The 22,446-nt window shown below is 63.9% G+C and carries 17 protein-coding genes; 7 read left to right on the top strand and 10 right to left on the bottom strand.

Going from position 1 to position 22,446, the window contains the following annotated elements:
• Window position 1 precedes the first annotated feature (1 nt).
• The 4 genes from fsrB (at window position 2) to mdoH (ending at window position 6,079) form a co-directional block, all read left to right on the top strand.
• The gene (gene fsrB, locus IVB42_RS04395; protein ID WP_247455709.1) at window positions 2-1,294 is read left to right on the top strand and encodes a siderophore utilization protein FsrB; all 1,293 of its coding nucleotides are present in this window, start codon (window positions 2-4) and stop codon (window positions 1,292-1,294) included.
• Window positions 1,295-1,375: 81 nt separating this feature from the next.
• Entirely contained in the window at window positions 1,376-2,203 is an 828-nt protein-coding gene (locus tag IVB42_RS04390; protein ID WP_085349810.1) for a hypothetical protein, read from the top strand.
• A 235-nt stretch (window positions 2,204-2,438) separates the two neighbouring features.
• Window positions 2,439-3,947 (top strand): glucan biosynthesis protein G, encoded by a 1,509-nt coding sequence (locus IVB42_RS04385; protein ID WP_247395704.1) that lies wholly within the window; start codon window positions 2,439-2,441, stop codon window positions 3,945-3,947.
• Window positions 3,935-6,079, top strand: a complete 2,145-nt coding sequence (mdoH, locus tag IVB42_RS04380; RefSeq protein WP_247395628.1) for a glucans biosynthesis glucosyltransferase MdoH — start codon at window positions 3,935-3,937, stop codon at window positions 6,077-6,079. The genes IVB42_RS04385 and mdoH overlap by 13 nt, the downstream gene beginning before the upstream one ends.
• A gap of 83 nt (window positions 6,080-6,162) precedes the next feature.
• Here the strand turns inward: mdoH and IVB42_RS04375 are convergent, their stop codons facing one another.
• A complete protein-coding gene (locus tag IVB42_RS04375) occupies window positions 6,163-7,359 on the bottom strand; it encodes a Xaa-Pro peptidase family protein (RefSeq protein ID WP_247395626.1) in 1,197 nt (398 codons plus the stop codon).
• Between the two features lie 456 nt (window positions 7,360-7,815).
• On the opposite strand from IVB42_RS04375, the gene IVB42_RS04370 reads away from it, so the two are divergent.
• From IVB42_RS04370 to IVB42_RS04360, 3 genes are read left to right on the top strand one after another with little or no spacing between them, the layout of a single operon-like run.
• Entirely contained in the window at window positions 7,816-8,835 is a 1,020-nt protein-coding gene (locus IVB42_RS04370; protein ID WP_247395623.1) for a TRAP transporter substrate-binding protein, read from the top strand.
• Between the two features lie 15 nt (window positions 8,836-8,850).
• Window positions 8,851-10,740, top strand: a complete 1,890-nt coding sequence (locus IVB42_RS04365; protein ID WP_247296759.1) for a TRAP transporter large permease subunit — start codon at window positions 8,851-8,853, stop codon at window positions 10,738-10,740.
• Window positions 10,741-10,763: 23 nt separating this feature from the next.
• On the top strand, window positions 10,764-12,413 hold the full coding sequence (locus IVB42_RS04360; RefSeq protein ID WP_247395622.1) for an acyl-CoA synthetase: 1,650 nt from the start codon (window positions 10,764-10,766) through the stop codon (window positions 12,411-12,413).
• Window positions 12,414-12,501: 88 nt separating this feature from the next.
• Here the strand turns inward: IVB42_RS04360 and IVB42_RS04355 are convergent, their stop codons facing one another.
• The 9 genes from IVB42_RS04355 to IVB42_RS04315 all read right to left on the bottom strand — a co-directional run bounded on the left by IVB42_RS04355 (window position 12,502) and on the right by IVB42_RS04315 (window position 22,320).
• Window positions 12,502-13,479 carry a TRAP transporter substrate-binding protein gene (locus IVB42_RS04355; protein ID WP_018457850.1) on the bottom strand — a complete coding sequence of 326 codons (978 nt, stop codon included), beginning with the start codon at window positions 13,477-13,479 and terminating at the stop codon, window positions 12,502-12,504.
• A 38-nt stretch (window positions 13,480-13,517) separates the two neighbouring features.
• Window positions 13,518-14,831 carry a TRAP transporter large permease subunit gene (locus IVB42_RS04350; protein ID WP_007591091.1) on the bottom strand — a complete coding sequence of 438 codons (1,314 nt, stop codon included), beginning with the start codon at window positions 14,829-14,831 and terminating at the stop codon, window positions 13,518-13,520.
• 2 nt (window positions 14,832-14,833) lie between these two features.
• Complete coding sequence (locus IVB42_RS04345; protein ID WP_018457852.1) at window positions 14,834-15,427, bottom strand: TRAP transporter small permease; 594 nt, start codon at window positions 15,425-15,427, stop codon at window positions 14,834-14,836.
• A 165-nt stretch (window positions 15,428-15,592) separates the two neighbouring features.
• Complete coding sequence (locus IVB42_RS04340) at window positions 15,593-16,390, bottom strand: MBL fold metallo-hydrolase (protein WP_018457853.1); 798 nt, start codon at window positions 16,388-16,390, stop codon at window positions 15,593-15,595.
• A gap of 13 nt (window positions 16,391-16,403) precedes the next feature.
• Entirely contained in the window at window positions 16,404-17,180 is a 777-nt protein-coding gene (locus IVB42_RS04335) for a TatD family hydrolase (RefSeq protein WP_247395620.1), read from the bottom strand.
• A 13-nt stretch (window positions 17,181-17,193) separates the two neighbouring features.
• Window positions 17,194-19,215, bottom strand: a complete 2,022-nt coding sequence (metG, locus tag IVB42_RS04330) for a methionine--tRNA ligase (protein ID WP_247395618.1) — start codon at window positions 19,213-19,215, stop codon at window positions 17,194-17,196.
• 110 nt (window positions 19,216-19,325) lie between these two features.
• Window positions 19,326-20,372: a DNA polymerase III subunit delta' gene (locus tag IVB42_RS04325; RefSeq protein ID WP_018457856.1), complete on the bottom strand. Its 1,047-nt coding sequence runs from the start codon at window positions 20,370-20,372 to the stop codon at window positions 19,326-19,328.
• Window positions 20,369-21,055, bottom strand: coding sequence for a dTMP kinase (gene tmk / locus IVB42_RS04320; protein ID WP_018457857.1), 687 nt, complete (start codon window positions 21,053-21,055; stop codon window positions 20,369-20,371). Before tmk ends, IVB42_RS04325 begins: the two co-directional genes overlap by 4 nt.
• A gap of 2 nt (window positions 21,056-21,057) precedes the next feature.
• Window positions 21,058-22,320: a D-alanyl-D-alanine carboxypeptidase family protein gene (locus IVB42_RS04315; protein ID WP_018457858.1), complete on the bottom strand. Its 1,263-nt coding sequence runs from the start codon at window positions 22,318-22,320 to the stop codon at window positions 21,058-21,060.
• Window positions 22,321-22,446: the final 126 nt, after the last annotated feature.

Here is a 22,446-nt window from a genome sequence, read left to right as displayed (position 1 = left end):
GATGAGAGCGATATTCGGCAAGCTGCATCGCTGGGCGGGACTGCTCACGGCCGGATTCCTGTTCTTCTCCGGCATCACCGGGGCGATCATCTCCTGGGATCACGAGATCGACGAGGTCCTGAACAGCCATCTGTTCGACGTCAGCAGCAAGGGCCCGGCGATTCCCTCGATCGATCTCGCGAAGATGATCGAGCAGCGTGATCCCCGTGCGCGCGTGGTCTACCTCTTCATGACGCCGGAGAAGGGCCACTCGCTGTGGTTCTTCGTCATGCCGCGGATTGATCCCGCGACCGGCAAGCGCTATCCGCTCGACTACAATCAGATCTTCCTCGATCCCAACACCGGCGCGGAGCTCGGCCGGCGCTATTGGGGCGCGGTGTGGCCGGTGACGCGCGAAAACTTCGTCTCGTTCCTGTACAAGCTGCACTACACCATGCACATCCCGGAATTCTGGGGCAGCGACCGCTGGGGCATGCGCCTGCTCGGCGTGATCGCCATCATCTGGACCATCGACTGCTTCGTCGGCTTGTATTTGACGCTGCCCTCGCGCCGGCGCGCCCGGGCGGCGCGGGCACCCCAGGTCACGCGCCAGCTCGAACGCGGCTTCTGGGCGCGCTGGGCGCCGGCGTGGACCATCAAGACGTCGGGCAGCGCCTACCGGATCAATGTCGACATCCACCGCGCTTTCAGCCTGTGGACCTGGGGCGTGCTCTTCATCATCGCCTTCACGGCGTTCTCGCTGAACCTCTATTTCGAGGTGTTCTCACCGCTGATGAAGATGGTGTCGAACTACACGCCGACGCCCTATGAGCAGCGGCCGTATCGCGATCTCGACGACCCCATCGAGCCCAAGGTCAGCTTCGCCGACATCGCCGCGCGCGCGGCGGCCGACGGCAAGGGGCGAGGGTGGACTATCCCGGTCGGCTCGGTCAATTACGGCCCGGCCCACGGCGTCTATGCCGCGGCCTTCTTCCACCCCGGCGACGATCACGGCGCCGGCGGCGTCGGCCCGGCGCAGCTCTATTACGACAGCGAGGACGGTCGTCCGATCGGCGAACGACTGCCTTGGGTCGGCACCGCCGCCGACATCTTCGTACAGGCGCAATTCCCGCTGCATTCGGGCCGCATCGTCGGGCTGTTCGGCCGCATTCTGATCTCGGTCATGGGGCTGGTGGTGGCGGCACTCTCGGTCACCGGAATCGTGATCTGGTGGCGCAAGCGCCGCGCCCGCGTGCGCGTGCGGGCGACGGCGGCGATGCGCCCGAGCCGGCAGCAGCTGACACCGGCGGAGTAGGGCGTTCGTCCGGCGCGGATGAACCTTCCCGCCCGGCACCGGCACAAAGACTGGAGATCCCCCCGTCTTGCCGGAAATCGCATGAGATCGCTTGCCTTGCTCTGCCTGCTCGTCTTCGCTACGCCCGCCGATGCGGCCACGCCCGAGCAGCATTATCTCGACCTGCGCGATCGCTACATCGCAAAGTTCTCGAAAGCTGCGGAAAACGACGAGACCTATAAGCAGCACGATGCGGCGCTCAACGAGTTGACGGGCGTCCTGCGCAGCCTGGTGGGTCCCGTCGCAATCAAGGGACTGCCGGCCGACGGCAAGACGAATGCGGACACGCTCTTCAAGGGCGACTCCGGCTTTGGCCATCTCGACGGGCTCGGCTTCGCCTCCGAAGGCGACAAGATGCAAGCGGTGGCGACCACGACCGGCTTGCTCAGGCACTGGCTTCGCGAGCACCGCGAGGACGGCATGCCGCAGGAGATCGGCGCGGCGTTCAAATCGGACCGCTTCTACTATCAGGCGATCCAGGACTCCGCCTTCGCCAAATATGCCGAGCTGCCGATCACGAAGCCCGCGGGAGCGAGCGCTGCGGTCGCCGTACTGGGCGTGCGCGGCAATGGCGATTTGAAGGGACCGCCGCATGAAATCGACGTCGTCGCGATCCAGGGCGACAAGGTCTTCTTTCTCGCCGCAAGCGACGCGGTGAAGACGGCTGAGATCCCGGCCTGCGAAAAGGTCTGGAAGCAGATGATGGCCAAACCCATCGACAAGAAAGACCCGCGCGGCGACATCACCCGCGAAGACAACGCGATGACCGCGTACACGGCGTGCTTCGCCAAGGAGGCACCAAGCCAGAGCTGGTATGCGACGGCGGTCAAGAAAGCGCAGAGCCAGCTGGAGTTGCTGCTCGTGCGCTAGAGCGATCATCCAGTTACCTTCGGGGCTACAACGTTGCGCGCCGCCCTGGCTCAAGAATGCGCAATCGGAAATTGCAGATTGTCCTGCAGGCGCAACCAAGGCCAAGCAGCGCGAAATCGCCCCAAGCCCGCTCGATGAGGTCGTCGGCCACACTCCGCCCGGATTCGGCGGCGCTCGTGGAACTCGTTCGCGACGAGGGGGTTGCACTGCGGTTGGAACCGAACGGGTAGCACAGTTGAATCGCCGGCAATTCCTGGAAGCCTCGGCATTGACGCCATTGGCGACATTACTACCTGGCGCAGTCTCTGCGGCATCGGCGGCGGACTTGCCGTTTGGTCCCTCTTATGTCCGCGACCTTGCCCGCAATTTGGCGAGTAAGCCCTTTGCGCCACCAGAGGAAAAGGTCCCGGACGCGCTCAAAGATCTCACCTACGACCAGTACCGGTCAATCCGCTTTCTGCCGGAGCGCGCGGCTTGGCGTAGCGAGAAGCTGCCCTTCGAGGTTCAGTTTTTCCACCGCGGCTTTTTCTATAAGAACAGGGTCGACATTTACGAGGTCGCCGGCGGACGAGCCGTACCGATCAGGTACCGGCGCGACGATTTTGCATTCGGCGACAATATCGGCCAGGTACCGGACGCCGATCTCGGGTTTGCCGGGTTTCGCATTCACGCCCCGATCAATCGCCCCGACTATTACGACGAGGTTTGCGCGTTTGTCGGCGCCAGCTACTTCCGTGCCGTTGCCAAAGGCGAGACGTATGGCCTGTCCGCGCGCGGTCTGTCGATCGATACCGGCGAGAGCAAGGGGGAGGAATTTCCCTTCTTCAAGGCGTTCTGGCTGGAGAAGCCCGCGCCGGGTGCCACATCTGTGGTGGTCCATGCGCTGCTTGACAGCAAGAGCGCTACGGCAAGCTATCGCTTCACGATCAGGCCGGGCGCTCCGACGGTCTTCGACGTGGAGATGTCGCTCTATCCGCGGATCGAGCTGCAGCATGCCGGCCTGGCGCCCATGACAAGCATGTTCTTTTTCGGTCCGAACGACCGACACGATGTCGACGATTTCCGCCCTGCCGTGCACGACTCCGATGGGCTCGCCGTGTTCAACGGAAAGGGCGAGCAACTCTGGCGTCCTCTCAACAATCCGCGCGATCTGCAAGCCAGCACATTCAATGATCTCAATCCTCGCGGCTTCGGCCTGATGCAGCGGGAACGAAACTTCTTTGCCTACGAGGACATCGAATCGCGCTTTGAGCGTCGTCCAAGCCTCTGGGTCGAACCGATCGGAGATTGGGGAGAGGGCAGTGTGGTCCTCTTTGAGATCCCGACCAAGGAGGAAGTTCACGACAACATCGCCGCCTTCTGGCGCCCGAAAACAGCTCTCCAGGCCAAGAGCGAAAACAACTACACCTACCGTCTGCACTGGGGTCCGGACGCGCCGAAGCCCAATTCGCTGGCTCGGTTCACCCGCACAGGCGTTGGCGCGCGGGGCGACGACAGCAAATTGTTCGTGCTCGAAATCGTCGGGGACGGACTGAAGGCGGTCGATCCCAACAAGGTAAGGGGTGCCGTCAGCGCCGACAAATCCGAGATCAAGATCGTCGTCACACAGCCAAACCCGGAAACCGGCGGCTGGCGCCTGAGTTTCCAGTGCGCCGTGAAGGACGCGCCGATCGAGTTGAGGGCGATCTTGATGCAGGGCGAACAGCCGATCTCTGAAGTCTGGGTTTACCGATGGGCGCCCTGACGACCTCGCCCGCGCTCTCGCTTGAGCTTGGCACTCGGTATCTCCCCGACGAAACGCCTCTCCCCATGCAGCCTTGCCGATTGGACCGGACTAACCGTGCCGATCCGGGGCGACTGCGGACCGCCCCTGCCGTTGCAGCGCGACGCCTGTTCATTCTTGGCGGAACGGTCGCGATTACCGCTGCGGGCGCTGTTGAGATGTACGATGTTCTCAAGGTTGGTGGCGTCACGGTCCTCGAAGGCATGGTGTTCGGGCTGTTTCTCGTGCTGCTCGCCTGGATCGCGTTTTCGTTCGTGTCTTCAGTCGCCGGTTTTTTTGTGCTCCTGCGGGGGCGACCGGATGTGCTGCCAATTGACAGCCAGGGTCCGCTGCCCACGATCACCGGCCGAACGGCGATGCTGTTGCCGACCTATAACGAGGATCAGCACCATCTCATGGCGCGACTCCGCGCCATGTACGAGTCGGTCGGCGAAACCGGACAGGACCCGTTGTTCGATTGGTTTCTGCTCAGTGACACGACAGATCCGGACATCTGGATTGCCGAGGAGCTTGCGTTTCTGGAACTGCAGCGCAACTGCGGTTCGGGCCATCTCTACTATCGTCACCGATCCGACAACACCGCCCGAAAGTCCGGCAACATCGCCGAATGGGTGAGGCGATTCGGTGGCGCCTACGACTACATGATCATTCTCGACGCGGACAGTCTGATGAGCGGAGAGACCATCGTGCGGCTGGCGGGCGCGATGGAATCGAACCCGCAAGCCGCGCTGATTCAAACGCTTCCGATCGTCGTCAATGCGCGAACCCTGATTAGCCGGCTTCAGCAGTTCTCGGGTCGTTTGTACGGCCCGCTGATCGCGGCCGGGAACACCTGGTGGCACGCCTCAGAGGGCAACTACTGGGGACATAACGCCATCATCCGGGTGCAGGCTTTTGCGCAAGAGGCAGGCCTGCCCGAGTTGCGCGGGAGGAAGCCTTTCGGCGGCCATATCCTCAGCCACGATTTTGTCGAAGCCGCACTAATGCGACGAGCGGGATGGGGAATTTTCATGGCTCCAGGTCTCGGCGGGAGTTTCGAGGAGGTGCCCCCGTCGCTTCTGGATTTCGCGGCGCGCGACCGCCGCTGGTGTCAGGGCAATCTCCAGCATCTTGCCGTTCTACCGGCTCGAGGCCTGCACTGGGTCTCCAGGCTTCACCTGTTGACCGGGATCGGATCCTACCTCACCGCGCCGCTGTGGCTGCTGTTTCTATTGCTCGGAATCCTGACCTCCTTGCAGGCCTATTTCGTCAAGCCGGAGTACTTTCCCAAGGGCTTCTCGTTGTTTCCAACGTGGCCCGCACAGGATCCCGTGCTCGCCGCCTGGGTCTTTGCCGCGACAATGGGGCTGCTCATCGTGCCCAAATTGCTGGCCTACCTCGTTTTGCTCACCAAGCGTGCGGAACGGCAGGCATTCGGCGGCGGATTTCGCGTGCTGCTGGCGGTGGTCGCCGAGAGCCTGCTTGCCGCCTTGATCGCCCCCTCCATGATGATCTTTCAATCCACCGCCGTGGCGGAGATCCTGCTGGGCCGTGACGCGGGCTGGCAAGTGCAACGGCGAAGCGATGGCAGGATCACGCGCGACGAAGTCTATCGCAAGTTCACGGTGCCGACCCTATGCGGTCTGGCCATGGCGGCAAGCGCCTACGCCGTGTCGCTTCCGCTGCTGCTCTGGATGTCACCGGTGATCATCGGCCTGGTTTGCGCCATTCCGATCGGTCTCGTCACCTCGACGACACCGCGAATGGCGCGCCTGTTTGCAACCCCGGAGGACAATCGCGTGCCGGCGCTGCTGCAGAGGGCGAGAGAGCTTGCCAGCCTGGATCGGATCGAGCCACACGGGGCCCTGATCGAACTTAGACAGAATCCCGCGTTGCTGGGACCGCACATGCAGTCCCTCGAAACGCCGCCGCGCAAATCGGGCCAAATCGACATAGATCTCGCGATCGGCCGGGCCAAGATTGAGCAGAGCGACGATTTCGAGGAAGTCGTCAGCAGCCTCAGCGCACGCGAGACGCTTGCCGTGCTGAAGCACTCACACGCCCTCGAGCAGGTCATGCGCATGCCGCGAGCTACCGCTTCCGCGGAAGTCTAGGTCATGGCGGTGTAGGACAGGGGTTGACGACCCGGCTGAGCTTGGGCCGAGAGCGAGATGTCTGCTGTGCGCGCGGTCCCAGCCTACAGCGAACTGCCACCCAAATTCCAGCCGCGACCACCCTCGCCAAAGATCTCGTAACCCGTCGCCGTCACCGCAACCGTGTCCTCGAGCTTGATGAACCCGCGCTTCGGATGCTTCATCGTGGTCTCGATCGACACCACCATGCCAGTTTCGAGCGGCAGCCGCGCATCCGTGTCGTCGTAGGGGATCGGACCTTTGGCCGTCAGGCGAGGGGCCTCGTGGCTGACGAGGCCCATGCCGTGGGCCAAAAACTCCGTGCAGTCGCGCTGGGTGATCTTCGCGAGCTGCCGCTCGGCCGCGACGTAGATGTCGCCGCCCATGGCGCCCGGCCTGACCGCCGCGAAGGCGGCGCGCTGGACCGCCTCGATCTCGGCCAGACAGTCCTTCAGCTCGGCATCGGGATCGCCGAGCACGGCCATGCGCGCGAGGTCGCCGATATAGCCGTGATAATTGCCGCCGGAATCGAGCGACAGCACGTCACCTTGCTCCCAGCGCTGCGCCGAGGGCGCCCGGTTGTGGCTGTTGCCGCAGGCGAGCAAGCAGTATTCGAAGGTCAGCCCGCGATTGGCTTCGGCGAGCCGCAAGGCGTCCGACAATTGCTGCTTGGTCGTGCCCGGCCCGTGCCCGGCGATCACCGCCAGCATCGAGGCGATCACCAGTTCGGACGCCGTCTTGAGCTTCGCAAGCTCGTCCGCCGACTTCACCGCCCGCAGCCGCTCCAGCACCAGCAGCGCGTCCTTGAGCTCGGCGCCGGGCAGGGCGTCACTGAGCGCCCGGCCCGCATCCATCGGCAGGAACGCCATCTCGACCCCGACCCGCTTCAGGGGCACGCCGGCATCGCGGATCAGGCTGACAGCCCGTGTGACGGCATCAACCGAGCCGTTGGACTCGGTCCGGAGCTGCGCCACCCATGGCGGCGCCACGGCGCGCTGATGGGTTTCCAGACGGTGGCCGACATAAACTGCCTTGTTGGGTGCGCCCTTGGGATAGACCAGCACCGGCAGATAGCGGCTGACGCCGAGCGCATCCATGTAGTCGAAAAAGATCGCGCGCTCGGCACCCAGCAGGTACTGCACATTGTGCTTGGAGGTCGCGACCACGACGTCGAGGCCGGCAGCCTCCATCAGGCGGTCGAGCTTGGCGGCGTCGAATGGAATGGCGCGCGAGCGGTCTGCGCGGGCGACGTTCTCCTGCATGACGAACCTCCCAATGCTGCCGTGGCGACAACCGCTGCGTCGGTTTGCCCGGGGATTTGTTGGCACAAGTTTGATCCGAAAGAGGGGTTCTGGGTAGCTGCGGAATGATCTGGCCTGACCTGCACAGCCATATCCACGATTCGCATAAGGTATATTATGGAATATCATTATATCAAATCAGATCAGTTATTTAGCTAGAATTCCTCTCATCGCACCTTCGTTCCCGGTCCTTTTCCAGGCTGGCCGTCGGACGTGGTCCCGACTTTCGACGGCTACTGTGCATGGGGTTGTTTTTCGGTTTTTGAATCGGGCCGATGCCGCCGAAAGCCGATATTGCCGTGAGGATGTCCGGCTGCAATAAGCGAGGCTTCGCGAGATCGCAGATGACCTTCTGACCTTCCGTCCGTATAGGTTTGCATCTCAGAACAACAACAAACTTTCCGAGGAAGCAGACCCATGAGCTTTTCCCGCCGCACGCTTCTCAAGGCCTCCGCCGCGACCGCGGTCCTGGGCGGCCTCAGTGCGCCCCATGTGGCCCGCGCCCAGAGCGCCGAGTTCACCTACAAATACGCCAATAACCTGCCGGACACGCATCCGCTGAACGAGCGCGCCAAGGAGATGGCCGCGGCGATCAAGGCCGAGACAGGCGGCAAGTTCGACCTCCAGATCTTCCCGAACAACCAGCTCGGGTCTGACACCGACATGCTGAGCCAGATCCGGTCCGGCGGCGTCGAGTTCTTCACGCTGTCGGGGCTGATCCTGTCGACCCTGGTACCGGCGGCGTCCATCAACGGCATCGGCTTCGCGTTCCCGGACTACGGCACGGTCTGGAAGGCGATGGACGGCGATCTCGGCGCCTTTGTCCGCGGCGAGATCAAGAAGGCCGGGCTCGAAGTCATGGACAAGATTTGGGACAACGGCTTCCGCCAGACCACGTCGTCGAGCAAGCCGATCACCCATCCGGACGATCTCAAGGGCTTCAAGATCCGCGTGCCGGTGTCGCCGCTATGGACCTCGATGTTCAAGGCATTCGATGCGGCGCCCGCCTCGATCAATTTCGCCGAGGTCTATTCCGCGCTGCAGACCAGGATCGTCGAGGGCCAGGAGAACCCGCTGGCGATCATCTCGACCGCCAAGCTCTACGAGGTGCAGAAATACTGCTCGCTGACCAACCACATGTGGGACGGCTTCTGGTTCCTGGCCAATCGCAAGGCGTGGAGCAGCCTGCCCGAGGATGTGCGCACCATCGTCGCCAAGAACATCAATGCCGCAGCGCTCAAGGAGCGTGAGGATACCGCCAAGCTCAATGCCAATCTGCAGCAGGAGCTCGCGGGCAAGGGCCTGACCTTCAATCAGCCCGCGGTCGCGCCGTTCCGCGACAAGCTGCGCTCCGCCGGCTTCTATGCCGAGTGGAAAGGCAAATATGGCGACCAGGCCTGGGACCTGCTGGAAAAAGCCGTCGGCAAGCTGTCGTAACGCGTTGGAGCCGTCATGGCTCATCTTGAGGTCGAAGTGAGCGGAGTGGCGGGCGAGGCGGCTGTTCGGTCCCCTCGCCGGCCTTCCTTGCTGGCCTCGACGGAGCGCGCACTCGGTCTCCTCGTCGAAATTCCGGCGGCCATTTTGGTGGTCGCCGAGATTGCGATCCTGTTTGCCGGCGTGGTCGCGCGCTACGGCCTGCACCGGCCGCTGATCTGGTCGGACGAGCTGGCCTCGATCCTGTTCCTGTGGCTCGCCATGCTGGGCGCGGCGGTGGCGTTCCGCCGTTCCGAGCACATGCGCATGACCGCGGTCGTCGCCAGCACCAGGCCGGCCACGCGGGCCTGGCTCGATCTGGTCGCGACCTGCGCGGCGCTGGCCTTCCTGGCGCTGATCGTCTGGCCGTCCTGGGACTACGCCTACGAGGAAAGCTTCATCACCACGCCGGCGCTGCAGATCTCCAATATGTGGCGCGCCGCGGCATTGCCGGCCGGCATCTGCCTGATGGCGGCGTTCGCGCTGTTGCGGCTGCTGCGCGCAGTCGATTACCGCATGGTGCTGACGGCCGCGGTCGCCGTTGCCGTCGTCGTCGGCTTGTTCTGGCTGGCGCAGCCATATCTGCGGCCGCTCGGCAATCTCAACCTCGTCATCTTCTTCGTCGGCGTCGCCGGCTTCTGCGTCTTTGCCGGCGTTCCCATCGCGTTCGGCTTCGGGCTCGCGATCTTCGGCTATCTGGCACTGACCACGCGCACGCCGGTCATGGTACTGGTCGGGCGGATGGACGAGGGCATGAGCCACCTCATTTTGCTCTCGGTGCCGCTGTTCGTATTTTTGGGGCTCCTGATTGAAATGACCGGCATGGCACGGGCCATGGTGGCGTTCCTGGCCAGCCTGCTCGGCCATGTCCGCGGTGGGCTGCATTACGTGCTTGTCGGCGCGATGTACCTGGTCTCCGGCATCTCAGGTGCCAAGGCCGCGGACATGGCCGCGGTCGCGCCCGTGCTGTTCCCGGAGATGAAACAGCGCGGCGCCAAGCCCGGCGATCTCGTCGCGCTTCTTGCGGCCACCGGCGCGCAGACCGAAACCATTCCGCCGAGTCTCGTGCTGATCACGATCGGATCGGTCACCGGCGTCTCGATCGCCGCGCTGTTCACCGGCGGCCTGTTGCCCGGCGTGGTGCTGGCCATAACGCTGTGCATGCTGGTGTGGTGGCGCTATCGCCACGAGGACATGAGCCATGTCCGCCGCGCCACAGGCGGCGAGATCGGCAAGACCTTCGTCATCGCCCTGCCCGCGCTCGCGCTGCCCTTCGTGATCCGCTACGCCGTGGTCGAAGGCATCGCCACCGCCACCGAAGTGTCCACGATCGGCATCGTCTATGGCGCCCTGGTCGGCCTCCTCGTCTACCGCCGCTTCGACTGGCGGCGGCTGTTTCCGATGCTGGTCGAAACCGCGGCGCTGTCGGGCGCGATCCTGCTGATCATCGGCACGGCGACCGGCATGGCCTGGGGCCTGACGCAATCAGGCTTCTCGCGGGCGCTGGCATCCGCCATGACCGGATTGCCGGGCGGCGCGGCGACCTTCATCGCCGTCTCGATCCTGGCCTTCACCATCCTCGGCAGCGTGCTCGAGGGCATCCCGGCGATCGTGCTGTTCGGGCCGCTGTTATTTCCGATTGCGCGCGCCGTCGGCGTCCACGAGGTGCACTATGCCATGGTCATCATTCTCGCCATGGGTATCGGGCTATTCGCCCCGCCCTTCGGGGTCGGTTATTATGCCGCCTGCGCCATCGGACGCGTCGATCCGGCCGAAGGCATCAGGCCGATCTGGGGCTATCTGCTGGCGCTGCTGGTAGGATTGATCGTGGTCGCCGTCTTTCCGTGGATCTCCATCGGATTCCTGTAGGCCGGCGCGTAAGGGAGGTGTCGATGAGCGAGCGGCAGAACCAGTACAATATCGGCCTCGACAAGACGCCCGCCAACTACGTGCCGCTGAGCCCGTTGAGCTTTCTCACACGCAGCGCCGCGGTCTATCCCGATCACGTCAGCACGGTCTACGAGGGGCGCAGCTTCACCTGGCGCGAGACGCATGAGCGTTGCAAGCGCTTTGCTTCGTACCTTGCCGGCAAGGGCATCGGCGTCGGCGACACCGTCGCGGCGATGCTGCCGAACATTCCGGCGATGAACGAGGTGCATTTCGCCGTCCCCATGACGGGTGCGGTGCTCAATGCGCTGAACATCCGGCTGGATGCACCTTCGATCGCATTTCAGCTCGACCATGGCGGCGCCAGGATCATTCTGGTCGACCCCGAATTTTCCGGCGTGATCACCGATGCGCTGTCACAGATGAGTGGCCCAAAACCGTTCGTGATCGACGTCGACGACGCCGCCTTCAAAGGCGGCGGGCGCATCGGCGAGATCGAGTACGAGGCCGCGCTCGCGCAAGGCGATCCTGACTTCGCGGCGATCCTGCCGGGCGATGAATGGGATGCGATCGCGCTGAGCTACACCTCGGGCACCACGGGAAATCCCAAGGGGGTCGTCACCCATCACCGCGGCGCCTATCTGAACGCCGTCAGCAATATTCTCGCGGGCCAACTCGGCCAGCATCCGGTGTACCTCTGGACCCTGCCGATGTTCCACTGCAACGGCTGGTGCTTCCCCTGGACCATCGCAGCCGCCGCCGGCATCAACGTCTGCCTGCGCAAGGTCGAGCCGACGAAAATCTTCGAGCTGATCAAGCAGCACGGCGTCACCCATATGTGCGGCGCGCCGATCGTCTACAACACGCTGATCAACGCGCCCGATGCACCGAAGGGCGATGCCGCGCGCCGCGTCGTCGGCCTGATCGCCGGTGCCGCGCCGCCGGTCGCGGTGCTCGAGGGCGCCGAGAGCATCGGCATCAAGCTGACGCACGTCTATGGCCTGACCGAGGTCTACGGCCCCGCTTCCGTCTGCGCCGAGCAGCCTGGCTGGGATGATCTGCCCGCAGCCGAGCGCGCCAGCCTGAAGCGGCGGCAGGGCGTGCCCTACCCGCTCGAGGAAGCCGTCACCGTCATCGATCCGCAAACCATGAGGCAAGTACCGCACGACGGCGAGACCATCGGCGAGGTCATGTTCCGCGGCAACATCGTGATGAAGGGCTACCTCAAGAACGACAAGGCGACGCAGGAAGCCTTCGAGGGCGGCTGGTTTCACACCGGCGATCTCGGCGTGCTCGACGCGCACGGCTACGTCATCATCAAGGATCGCTCCAAGGACATCATCATCTCCGGCGGCGAGAACATTTCCTCCGTCGAGGTCGAGGACATCCTCTACAAGCACCCGGCCGTGCTGTTCGCCGCCGTGGTCGCAAAGCCCGATCCGAAATGGGGCGAGGTGCCCTGCGCCTTCGTCGAGCTGAAGGACGGCGCAAGCGCGAGCGAAGCCGATATCATCGCCTTCTGCCGCTCGCATATGAGCGGCTTCAAGACGCCGAAGTCCGTGGTGTTCGGGCCTATCCCGAAAACGTCGACGGGAAAGATCCAGAAATTCCTGCTGCGCAACGAGGCGGGATCGGCGAAGGCAATCTCGAACTGAGCTTGTCTCGACCTCCGCGGCGGTTGGGTGTCGCCGCGAAATCATTGCGTAGTTTCGACTAGTCGGCTTCGCCGAGGCCCCGTCGTCCTCACATCTTCTTGTAGGCGTCAACCAGGGCCTGGCCGTCGGCTCCCGCCTTCTTGAGCCAGTCGGCGGTGAGCTGTTCGCCGATCCTCTGGAAGCCAGCCTTCAGGGCCGGGCTCGGCGGCTCGACCGTCATGCCCTTGGCCTTGAGCTGATCGATGTACCAGGTGCTCTTGTCCTGCCAGGCCTTCCAGCCGCGGGTTTCCGCGGTCGCGGCGGCCTTGAGGATGGCCTCCTGGGTCGGCTTGTCGAGCGCCTCGAACGCAGCCTTGTTGACGAAGGTGTAGTCCTTCGGGATCCAGGCTTGCACGTCATAGAAGTACTTCAGCGACTCCCATGCCTTCGCATCGTAGCCCGTGCCGCCTGACGACATGAAGGAGTTCACGACGCCGGTCGCAAGTGCCTGCGGCAGCTCGGCGGCTTGAATGGTGACCGACTGCGCGCCAACCAGTTCGCCGATGCGCGCGGTCCCAACGTTGTAGGCCCGCCATTTAAGGCCCTTCATGTCTTCGATGGTCGCAAGCGGCTTGCTGACATAGACGCCCTGCGGCGCCCACGGCACGACGAACAGCAGCTTGAGCCCCTGCGCCTCCAGCTTCTTCGTAATCAGCGGCTTCGACGCCTGGTACAGCTTCATGGCATCCGGGAAGCTGGTCGCCAGAAACGGCACGACGTCGACGCCGAATACCGGATCCTCGTTCTCGTGGATCGACAGCAAGACTTCGCCCATCTGCGCCTGCCCGGTCATCACCGCGCGCTTGATGTCGGGCGCCTTGAACAGTGAGGCGCCCGGATGAACCGTGATCTGGAGCTTGCCGGACGTGCCGGCTTCGACGTCCTTGGCGAACGCGACGAGATTCTCGGAGTGCGGATTGTCGGCCGGATATGCCGCCGGCAGATTCCATTTGGTCTGAGCCAAAGCGGGTGTCGCAGCCAGCACGGCGCTGGCGATCAAGGATGCGCGGAATAAACGAGACATCATCGGGCTTCTCCTCACAGTCAATTTCAAAACCGGTACGCTCAGTCTGGGAAAGCAAGCTTGGGCAGGAACATCACGATCTGCGGATATTCCGTGATGATGAACACGGCGGCGAGCAACAGGACGAAGAACGGGAACGCCGCCCGCGCGACGGTCAAGGTATCACGCCCGCTCATGTTCTGGAGCACGAACAGATTGAAACCGACCGGCGGCGTGATCTGCGCCATCTCCACGTGGATGATGAGATAGACGCCGAACCAGACCAGGTCGAGCCCGGCCTGCTTGACCATCGGCAGCACGATCACGGCGGTCAGGACGATCATCGAGATGCCGTCGATCAGGCATCCCAGGATGATGTACATGATGCTCAGATACAGCGCGAGCATGCCCGGCGTCAGCTGCTGGCCCTGGACCCAGGTGGCGAGCGCCGCCGGAATGCCCGTATAGGCCATCGCTGCGGTCGTGTAGGCAGCGCCTGCCAGGATCAGCATGATCATGCAGGTCAGGCGCGTCGCGCTCATGATGCTCTCGAGAAAGTTCTTGCGCGTTAGCGTGCGGCTCCACCACGCCAGCAGCAGCGCGCCCGAAACGCCCCAGGCGGCGCATTCCGTCGCCGTCGCGAAGCCGAGCACGAGGGAGAGGAAGACTGCCAGGATCAGCAACAGGCAGGGCGCAAGCCTGGCCGACTCGCGCAGCTTCTGGCGGAACGGCATCGGGGGATCGCGCGGCGGAATCTTCTTCGGGTTCAGCAGCGACCAGATGATGATGTAGCCCGAATAGAGCACCATCACGAGCACGCCCGGCAGGAAGCCGCCGAGGAACACCTGAAGCACGGAGACATTCGCCGTGACCGCATAGACCACCATTGGGATCGACGGCGGGATCAGCAGGCCGAGCGTGCCGGAGCCCGCGAGCGAGCCTAGACTCAAGCCCTTATCGTAACCACGCTTGTCCAGTTCGGGCAGCGCGATCTTGCCGATGGTCGCACAGGTCGCCGCCGACGAACCCGACACTGCCGCGAAGATGCCGCAGCCGATCACGTTGACATGGGTCAGACGCCCCGGCAGCCACTGCACCCAGGGCGACAGGCCCCGGAACATTTCCTCGGATAATTTGGTGCGGAAGAGGATCTCGCCCATCCAGATGAACAACGGCAGCGCAGCCAGCGTCCATGACGAGCTTGCGCTCCATGTCGTGGTCGCAAGCACGGAGCCGAGCGGCAGGCTCGTGGTCAGCGCCATCGCCACGAAGCCGACAAGCCCCAGCGAAACCGCGATCCAGATGCCACTTCCCAGCAGCACGATCATGACGCCGAGCAGAATGAACGATAGTTCGATCATGCCGAGATTGGCCATCGTCAACCTCCGCCGCCCTGCGATATCCGCTCGATGAATTCGTCCGGAGTCTCGTCCGGCGAGCCCTTCTCGTAGCTCGGCCGGTTGCCGCTGATGACACTGACCATTTCATCAATGAGCGCGATCGAGAGGATCACGAGTCCGCCGGAAAACCCGAGCTGCGGAATCCAGAGCGGAAGCGCGACGACGCCCTGCGCCACGTCGTTGAAGCGCCAGGAATCGTAGGTCATCTGCACGGCATGCCGGGTGAAATAGAGGATGAAAGCGGCGGCAATACCAAGGGCCACGACCTCCGCCACCTGTTTGGAGCGCCCATGCAGACGCTCCAGCAACAGGCCGACCCGGATCATCTCTCCGCGCTTGAAGGTGTGAGCGAGGCCGAGGAATGCCATCGCGGCCATGCACCATGAGGCGAAATCATCGCCGGCGGGAATGTTGACCGCAAACTGGCGCCCGATCGACATGATCATCATGATTGCAAAGATCGCAACCATGAAGGCTCCGGCGGCGTAGCCCGCACCGAGATAAAGGAGATCTAGCGCGCGTCGCACCGGCCCCCGGCTCGTGACATCGTCCCCTGCCAACGCGATCCCCATCCTCATACGAAGCGATTCAGAAGGTCCCGGCGATCGCACGTCGCGCGCCGGTCCTGCATGAATATCGCCCCTGCCCAGCGCCTGTCTTTCAGACGTTAGATCAACATGATGGGGCTAGCGCAAGCAAGGAGTATGCCGGCTCTCGCCGGAATTTCCCCCGCAGGTTCAGCGGGTCTCCAGCCGCAGCCCGTCATACGCGGGCACCACTCCCGCCGGCAGCGACTGCCGGATCACCTCATAATCGACGTCGGCCGTCATGTTGGTGATGACGGCGCGCTTCGGCCTGAAGCGCTCGATCCAGGACAACGCGTCGTTGATGCTGAAATGGCTGACATGGCTGGTGTAGCGCAGGCCATCGACGATCCAGAGATCCAGATTTTCCAGGGCGCCCCAGCTCTCGCGTGGGATGTCGTTGAGATCGGGCGTGTAGGCGGCATCGCCGATGCGATAGCCCAGCGCGGGAATGTTGCCGTGCTGCACCAGGAAGGCCGTCATCGTCACCTGGCCGCCCTTCCCCTGAATGGTCTGGCTGTCACCGGCCTCGATCGACTGCGCCGTCAGGATCGGCGGATAGTCGCTGCCCGCCGGTGAGACGAAGCAATAGGAGAACCGCGACATGATGTCGTTCGCAGTCGTCTGATTGAGATAGGTCGGAATCCGCCGGCGCATGTGCATCACGACCGAACGCAGGTCGTCCATGCCGTGGGTCTGATCGGCGTGCTCGTGGGTCAGGAACACGGCATCGATGTGGTCGACATTGGTCGAGAGCAATTGCTCGCGCAGGTCAGGCGAGGTGTCGATCACGATACGCGTGGTGCCCTCGCCCGATGTCTGCTCGACCAGCAGCGAACAGCGGCGACGGCGGTTCTTGGGATTGTTGGGATCGCAGGCACCCCAGCCGAGTGCCGGACGCGGCACGCCGGCGGAGGAGCCGCAGCCCAGGATCGTCAGCGTCAGCGTCATGCGGCTCCCAGTTCTAAGGTTTCACCCTGGAGAACAGGCGAAAGAAGTTTTCGCCTGTCTGGCGCGAGATCTCGTCAAACGACACGCCGCGTGTTTCGGCGAGCACTTTTGCGACCTCGACCACATAGGCCGGTTCGTTGCGCTTGCCCCGGAACTTGCCCGGCGCAAGGTAGGGCGAGTCTGTTTCAACCAGAATACGGTCGGACGGCAGTTCGGCCGCAAGCGCGCGCAAGGCCTCGGACTTCTTGAAGGTCAGGATGCCCGTGAAGCCGATATAGAGCCCGAGCGAGAGCGCCTTCAGCGCCAGCTCGCGCCCGCCGGTGTAACAATGCAACACCGCGCGAAACGATCCCTTTGCCGTCTCCTCTTCAAGGATGCGGCCGCAATCCTGGTCCGCCTCGCGGGTGTGGATCACCAGCGGCAGGCCGGTGGCGCGGGCGGCGGCGATGTGGGCACGAAAGCCCCTCGCCTGCGCCTCCGGCGAGCCGTTGTCGTAGAAATAGTCGAGCCCGGCTTCGCCGAGCGCGACGACCTTGGGATGCTGCGTCAACGCGATCAGCTCGTCCGGCGCGATGCCGTCTTCTTCATCAGCGTTATGCGGATGGGTGCCGACCGAGCAATAGACGTCGTCATAGCGCTCGGCGATGGCCAAAAGCTGGTTCAGCCTTCTCACCCGCGTCGAGATCGTGACCATGCGGCCGATGCCGGCCGCTCGCGCCCGCGACACGATCCCGTCGAGATCCTCCGCAAAATCCGGAAAATCCAAATGGCAGTGGCTGTCGACCAGCATGGTGCGAACGCCTTTAGGCTGCCGGCTCGATGTAGCGCGGGAAGGCCGGCGTCGGCGCGGGCAGCGTCGTACCGGGCGCGATGCGCGTTGCGCCACCAAGCGCGGCGAAGTTGCGCTCCGCTTCGGGGATACCGAGGCTGTTCAGCAGCAATCCCGAGGCCGTCGGCATCGCCGGCTGGGCCAGGATTGCGATCTGGCGCACGACTTCGGCGCTGACGTAGAGCACCGTCCTCTGCCTGACAGGATCGGTCTTGGCGAGCGCCCACGGCGCTTCGCCCGCGAAATAGCGGTTGGCTTCCGCGACCACAGCCCACACGGCATTGAGCCAGTGATGGATTTGCTGCGTCGCCATCGCTTCGCGGGACGCTGCGAGCATGCCGTCTGCTTGTGACAGGATCGCCTTGTCGTTATCGCTGAGTTCGCCGGGCTCCGGGAGCACGCCGCCGAGCTGCTTCGCGATCATCGACAGCGAGCGCTGCGCGAGATTGCCGAGATCGTTGGCGAGATCGGCATTGATGCGCGCGACGATGGCCTCGTGATTGTAGTTGCCGTCCTGGCCGAACGGCACCTCGCGCAGAAAGAAATAGCGCATCTGGTCGACGCCGTACTGGTCGGCGAGGTTAAAGGGATCGACCACGTTGCCGACCGACTTCGACATCTTCTCGCCCCTGCTGAACAGGAAGCCATGGGCATAGACCCGCTTCGGGAGGGGGATCCCGGCCGACAGCAGGAAAGCCGGCCAGTACACCGCATGGAAGCGGATGATGTCCTTGCCGATGATGTGCACGTCGGCAGGCCAATAACGCCAGTTGTTGTCGCTCTCGTCGGGGAAGCCGACGCCGGTGATGTAGTTGGTGAGCGCGTCGACCCAGACATACATCACGTGATCTTCGTCGCCGGGCACCTTGACACCCCAGTCGAACGTCGTGCGCGAGATCGAGAGGTCGCGCAGGCCACCCTTGACGAAGCTCACCACCTCGTTCTTGCGGGAGTCGGGCCCAATGAAATTGGGCTGCGTCTCGTACAGCTTGAGCAGCTTGTCCTGATAGGCCGACAGGCGGAAGAAGTAGCTCTTCTCCTCGACCCATTCGACCGGCGTGCCCTGCGGCCCGAGCCTCACGCCGTCCTCGTTCAGGCGCGTCTCGTCCTCCGCGTAATAGGCTTCGTCGCGCACGGAATACCAGCCGGCATAGATGTCGGCATAGATATCCCCGTTCGCTTCCATGCGCCGCCAGATCTCCTGGCTGGAGCGGTGATGCTGCTCCTCGGTGGTGCGGATGAAGCGGTCGAACGACACGTTCAGGCGCTCGTCCATTTGCTTGAAACGGCCGGCATTGCGGGCGGCGAGCTCCGAGACGGACATTTTTTCGCTGGCCGCGGTCTGAACCATCTTCTGGCCGTGCTCGTCGGTGCCGGTCAGGAAGAACACATCCTTGCCGTCGAGTCGCGCGAAGCGCGCCAACGTATCGGTCGCGATCGCCTCATAGGCGTGGCCGATATGCGGGCTGCCATTGGGATAGGCGATCGCAGTCGTGATGTAGAAGACGTTGTCGCGCGCGGGGACGGCCACGGGCGTGTTGGCGTGCGGCGCTGCGATGGACTTCGGCGCGCGCGGGGCCTTGGGTTTCGATACATCGGGCTTCGCAGTCTTCGGCGGCGTCGCGACAGGAGCTGGTGCGGCGGTCACTGCGGGCGCAGCCACCCTCGCCGTCTTGGCTATCTTCTTCGCCGGGGCCTTGTTTTTCGCCGAGGCCTTGTTCTTCGCCGAAGCCTTGGCTGGCTTTTTGGTTCCTGTCTTCACCGTCTTCTTGGCGACGACCTGCTTCTTCGCTGCCTTCTTTGCCGTCTTCGCGGCGCTCTTCTTCCCGGTTTTTTTGGCGGCCGCCTCTTTGGTCTTCGTGGCTTTCTTGACGTTCTTGGCAGCTTTGCGCGCGCGCGCGTTCACGGCCTTCTTCGCGCCTTTCTTGACGGCCTTGGTGGCAGCCTTCTTCTTGCTGCTCTTGCCTTTAGCGATTTTCTTAGCTCGCGCTGCCACGACGAATTCCTTTACCGGCTTCTCGAAATTGGGAAACGAACCTGCGTTAGTTTATTGTCTTGAGCACGATCCTATCGGAAAAACCGCTGCACACTTTTCCGGATCATGCTCTAGCGCGTTGCGTCCGCCAGCCAGCCGAACACCGAGAAGACTAAGGGCTTTCGCTCCAGATTATAGGTTTCGGTGTCGCGCGCGGCGCGGACGATCTTTTCCCATACCTCAGCTAGACGCGCAAGGCGCGGCAGATTTTGGTTGGCATTGGCCTCGTCGGCGTGCAGGCGTTCCGCGATCCAGCGATCGATGCCGTCAATGAAGGCGGCAAGCGCAACGCGGTCGCTTGTGCCGAGCGATTCGCCGAGCGTGTGCAATTCGCGCGGATCGACCTGCGGCAGTCGCGCCAACAATGCGGCCGTGCGTTGCTGGAGCTTCAGGGCGTCGCCGCCGAGCAGCGTCAGCGCCCGCGCGACGCTGCCCTCGGACGCCTCCGCCGCCTCGCGCAATGCCGGATCGTTCGGGTCGAGATCGGCAGCGGTTGCGGCTGCTCCAATCACGTCGTCGGTTGCGAGCGCGCGCAGGCGCAGCTTGCGGCAGCGCGACTGAATTGTGGCGAGCACGCGCGCCGGCGCGTGGCTCACCAGCAGGAACAGCGATTGCTGCGGCGGCTCCTCGAGAATTTTCAGCAGCGCGTTGGCGGCATTTGGATTGAGCTCGTCGACGGTATCGACGATGCAGACGCGCCAGCCTTCGGCCGCCGCGGTCGAGCCGAAGAATCCGATCGTCTCGCGCGTCTCGTCCACGGTGATCACCGTGCGCATCACGCCGCGATCGTTGGCGGTGCGCTCCAGCGTCAGCAGACCCCCATGCGAGCTCGCCGCAACCTGCCGCGCCACGGCGTGATCAGGATTGATGGCGAGATCTTCGGCGCGCTGCACCGAAAGCGCCAGCGGCTGGCCGTGAGCGAGCACGAAGCGCGCCATCCGATATGCCAGCGTCGCCTTGCCGATGCCTTGCGGTCCGCCAATCAACCAGGCGTGCGGGATACGCCCGCTGCGATAGGCGGCGAGCAGCGCGGTCTCGGCCTCGCGATGGCCGAACAGAACGCTCGTCTCGCGCGGATGAGACATGGCAGTTTCGCGCTCGGTCTGACGCGGGCTCATATGGACACCACCGTTGCCGGCGTCGGGAGCAGGCGATCACGCATCGCGATCCAGATGCGTCCGGCAACCGTGTCGGGATCGGAATTGGCGTCGATCAGCACGCAGCGCGCGGGATCGTCCGCCGCGATCTTGCGATAGGCTTCGCGCAGGCCCTGATGGAAACCAAGCTTCTCGGCCTCGAACCTGTCCGGCGTGCCGCTGCCGCGGCGCGCGGCCGCGCGCTGCAGGCCGATCTCGACCGGCAGGTCGAGGATGATGGTGAGGTCCGGCTTGAGATCGCCGATCGTGACCCGCTCCATCGCGTTGATCAGCGCGGCCGGCACGCGGCCGAGGCTGCCCTGATAGGCCCGCGTCGAGTCGGCGAAGCGGTCGCACAGCACCCACGTGCCCTGGTTGAGCGCTGGCTGGATCACGGTGTGGACATGATCGTCGCGGGCGGCCGCGAACAGCAGCGTCTCGGCTTCGGGTCCGAGCAGCTTGCCCATGCCTGACAGCACCAGATGGCGCATGATCTCGGCGCCCGGCGAGCCGCCCGGCTCGCGCGTGACGAGGATACGCATCCTGGCGGCCTTGAGACGGTCGGCGAGCTTCTTGATCTGGGTCGACTTGCCTGTCCCCTCGCCGCCTTCAAAGGTGACGAAACGCCCGCGTCCGGACGGCCACTTTACCGCGCTTTCACTCATGATCAGAGCTTCTCGGCGCCCGCACGGAACATGCCGATCACCAGCTCGCTGGCGCCGTCGATCGCGCGGCGCACCGTCGAGCCGGTGCCGATCGCGTCAGCGGCATAGACCGGCGTCTCCACTGCGATGTTGCCGCTGCGCCAGACCCTGACCAGCCCGACCTTCTGCCCGGCCTCGACCGGCGCGCGCACCGGGCCGTTATAGATGACGCGCGCGATCAGCTTGTCGCTGCCGTTCTTGTGCACCATCACCTTCACGGGCGTCTTGGCGACCAGTTTGACCGAGCGGCTCTCGCCGCCGAACACCTTGGCGTAGCCGACCGGCTGATCGGCCGCGATCAGGGTGCGGGTCTCGAAATTGCGAAAACCCCATTCAAGCATCTTCTTGGCTTCGGTCGCGCGATCGTCGGGGTCTTCCAGCCCGTTAATGACAACGATCAGCCGCGTGCCGTTCTGCACCGCCGAGCCGACCATGCCGTAGCCGCCTTCCTTGGTGTAGCCGGTCTTCAGACCGTCGGCGCCTTCCATCGAATTGAGCAGCGGATTGCGGTTGGGCTGGCGGATCTTGTTCCAGGTGTATTCCTTCTCGCCGAACAGTTTGTAGAATTCGGGAAAGTCGAGAATGATGTGCCGGGCGAGAATGCCGAGCTCGCGCACCGTCATCTTGTTGGCGGGGTCCGGCAGGCCGTTGGAATTGCCGAAGGTCGATTTCGTGAGGCCAAGCTCGCGAGCTCGCTTGGTCATGAAGTCGGCGGCGAAAATCCGCTCGCTGCCCGCCATGGCCTCGGCCAGCGCAATGCAGGCGTCGTTGCCGCTCTGGATGATCGCCCCGTGCAGGAGATCGTCGACCGTGACCTTGCTGTTGATGGCGGCGAACATGGTCGAGCCGCCGGAGGGTGCGCCGCCCTTGCGCCAGGCGTTCTCGCTGATCCGGTATTCGTCGGTCAGCTTGATGTCGCCCTTCTTGATGGCGTTGAAGACGACCTCGGCGGTCATCAGCTTCATCATGCTCGAGGGCGCGCGGAGCTCGTCGGCGTTCTTCTCGAACAGCACACTGCCGCTGGAGGCCTCGATCAGGATCGCGGTCGGGGCGTCGCCGTCGAAGCCGGAATCATCTGTTTTCTTGGCGCCCTGGACGCTCTGGTTGGCGGCGTAGAGCGCCCCGCTCCAGCCAATGGCCGCCACCAGAGCCGTCGCGATCAGCCCGCGCGCCAGCGCTCCGGCGGTAAACCAGGTGCGCCTAAACGAGGAAAGACGAAATTCCATGGCCAAGCCCTGAGAGCGGCGTTCTAACAGTTGGAGCCGGTGCAAACAACACGGGGTGGCCGCTTGTCCCGAGATTGCACGATTCTCGTCCCGCCCCTATCGTGGCACCTCAGATTTTCTGACCAA

The organism is Bradyrhizobium sp. 45, assembly GCF_023073155.1.
GTDB classification, from domain to species: Bacteria; Pseudomonadota; Alphaproteobacteria; order Rhizobiales; family Xanthobacteraceae; genus Bradyrhizobium; species Bradyrhizobium canariense_D.
Note: the sequence above shows the minus strand (reverse complement) of the source record. Positions and strands in the feature narration are given on the sequence as shown.

Excerpts from the sequence above, each read along its gene's own strand:
- fsrB (WP_247455709.1), top strand. The coding sequence starts at position 2 with ATGAGAGCGATATTCGGCAAGCTGCATCGCTGGGCGGGACTGCTCACG.
- IVB42_RS04390 (WP_085349810.1), top strand. The coding sequence starts at position 1,376 with ATGAGATCGCTTGCCTTGCTCTGCCTGCTCGTCTTCGCTACGCCCGCC.
- mdoH (WP_247395628.1), top strand. The coding sequence starts at position 3,935 with ATGGGCGCCCTGACGACCTCGCCCGCGCTCTCGCTTGAGCTTGGCACT.
- IVB42_RS04375 (WP_247395626.1), bottom strand. The coding sequence starts at position 7,359 with ATGCAGGAGAACGTCGCCCGCGCAGACCGCTCGCGCGCCATTCCATTC.
- IVB42_RS04370 (WP_247395623.1), top strand. The coding sequence starts at position 7,816 with ATGAGCTTTTCCCGCCGCACGCTTCTCAAGGCCTCCGCCGCGACCGCG.
- IVB42_RS04365 (WP_247296759.1), top strand. The coding sequence starts at position 8,851 with ATGGCTCATCTTGAGGTCGAAGTGAGCGGAGTGGCGGGCGAGGCGGCT.
- IVB42_RS04360 (WP_247395622.1), top strand. The coding sequence starts at position 10,764 with ATGAGCGAGCGGCAGAACCAGTACAATATCGGCCTCGACAAGACGCCC.
- IVB42_RS04355 (WP_018457850.1), bottom strand. The coding sequence starts at position 13,479 with ATGATGTCTCGTTTATTCCGCGCATCCTTGATCGCCAGCGCCGTGCTG.
- IVB42_RS04350 (WP_007591091.1), bottom strand. The coding sequence starts at position 14,831 with ATGGCCAATCTCGGCATGATCGAACTATCGTTCATTCTGCTCGGCGTC.
- IVB42_RS04345 (WP_018457852.1), bottom strand. The coding sequence starts at position 15,427 with ATGGGGATCGCGTTGGCAGGGGACGATGTCACGAGCCGGGGGCCGGTG.
- IVB42_RS04340 (WP_018457853.1), bottom strand. The coding sequence starts at position 16,390 with ATGACGCTGACGCTGACGATCCTGGGCTGCGGCTCCTCCGCCGGCGTG.
- IVB42_RS04335 (WP_247395620.1), bottom strand. The coding sequence starts at position 17,180 with ATGCTGGTCGACAGCCACTGCCATTTGGATTTTCCGGATTTTGCGGAG.
- IVB42_RS04325 (WP_018457856.1), bottom strand. The coding sequence starts at position 20,372 with ATGAGCCCGCGTCAGACCGAGCGCGAAACTGCCATGTCTCATCCGCGC.
- tmk (WP_018457857.1), bottom strand. The coding sequence starts at position 21,055 with ATGAGTGAAAGCGCGGTAAAGTGGCCGTCCGGACGCGGGCGTTTCGTC.
- IVB42_RS04315 (WP_018457858.1), bottom strand. The coding sequence starts at position 22,320 with ATGGAATTTCGTCTTTCCTCGTTTAGGCGCACCTGGTTTACCGCCGGA.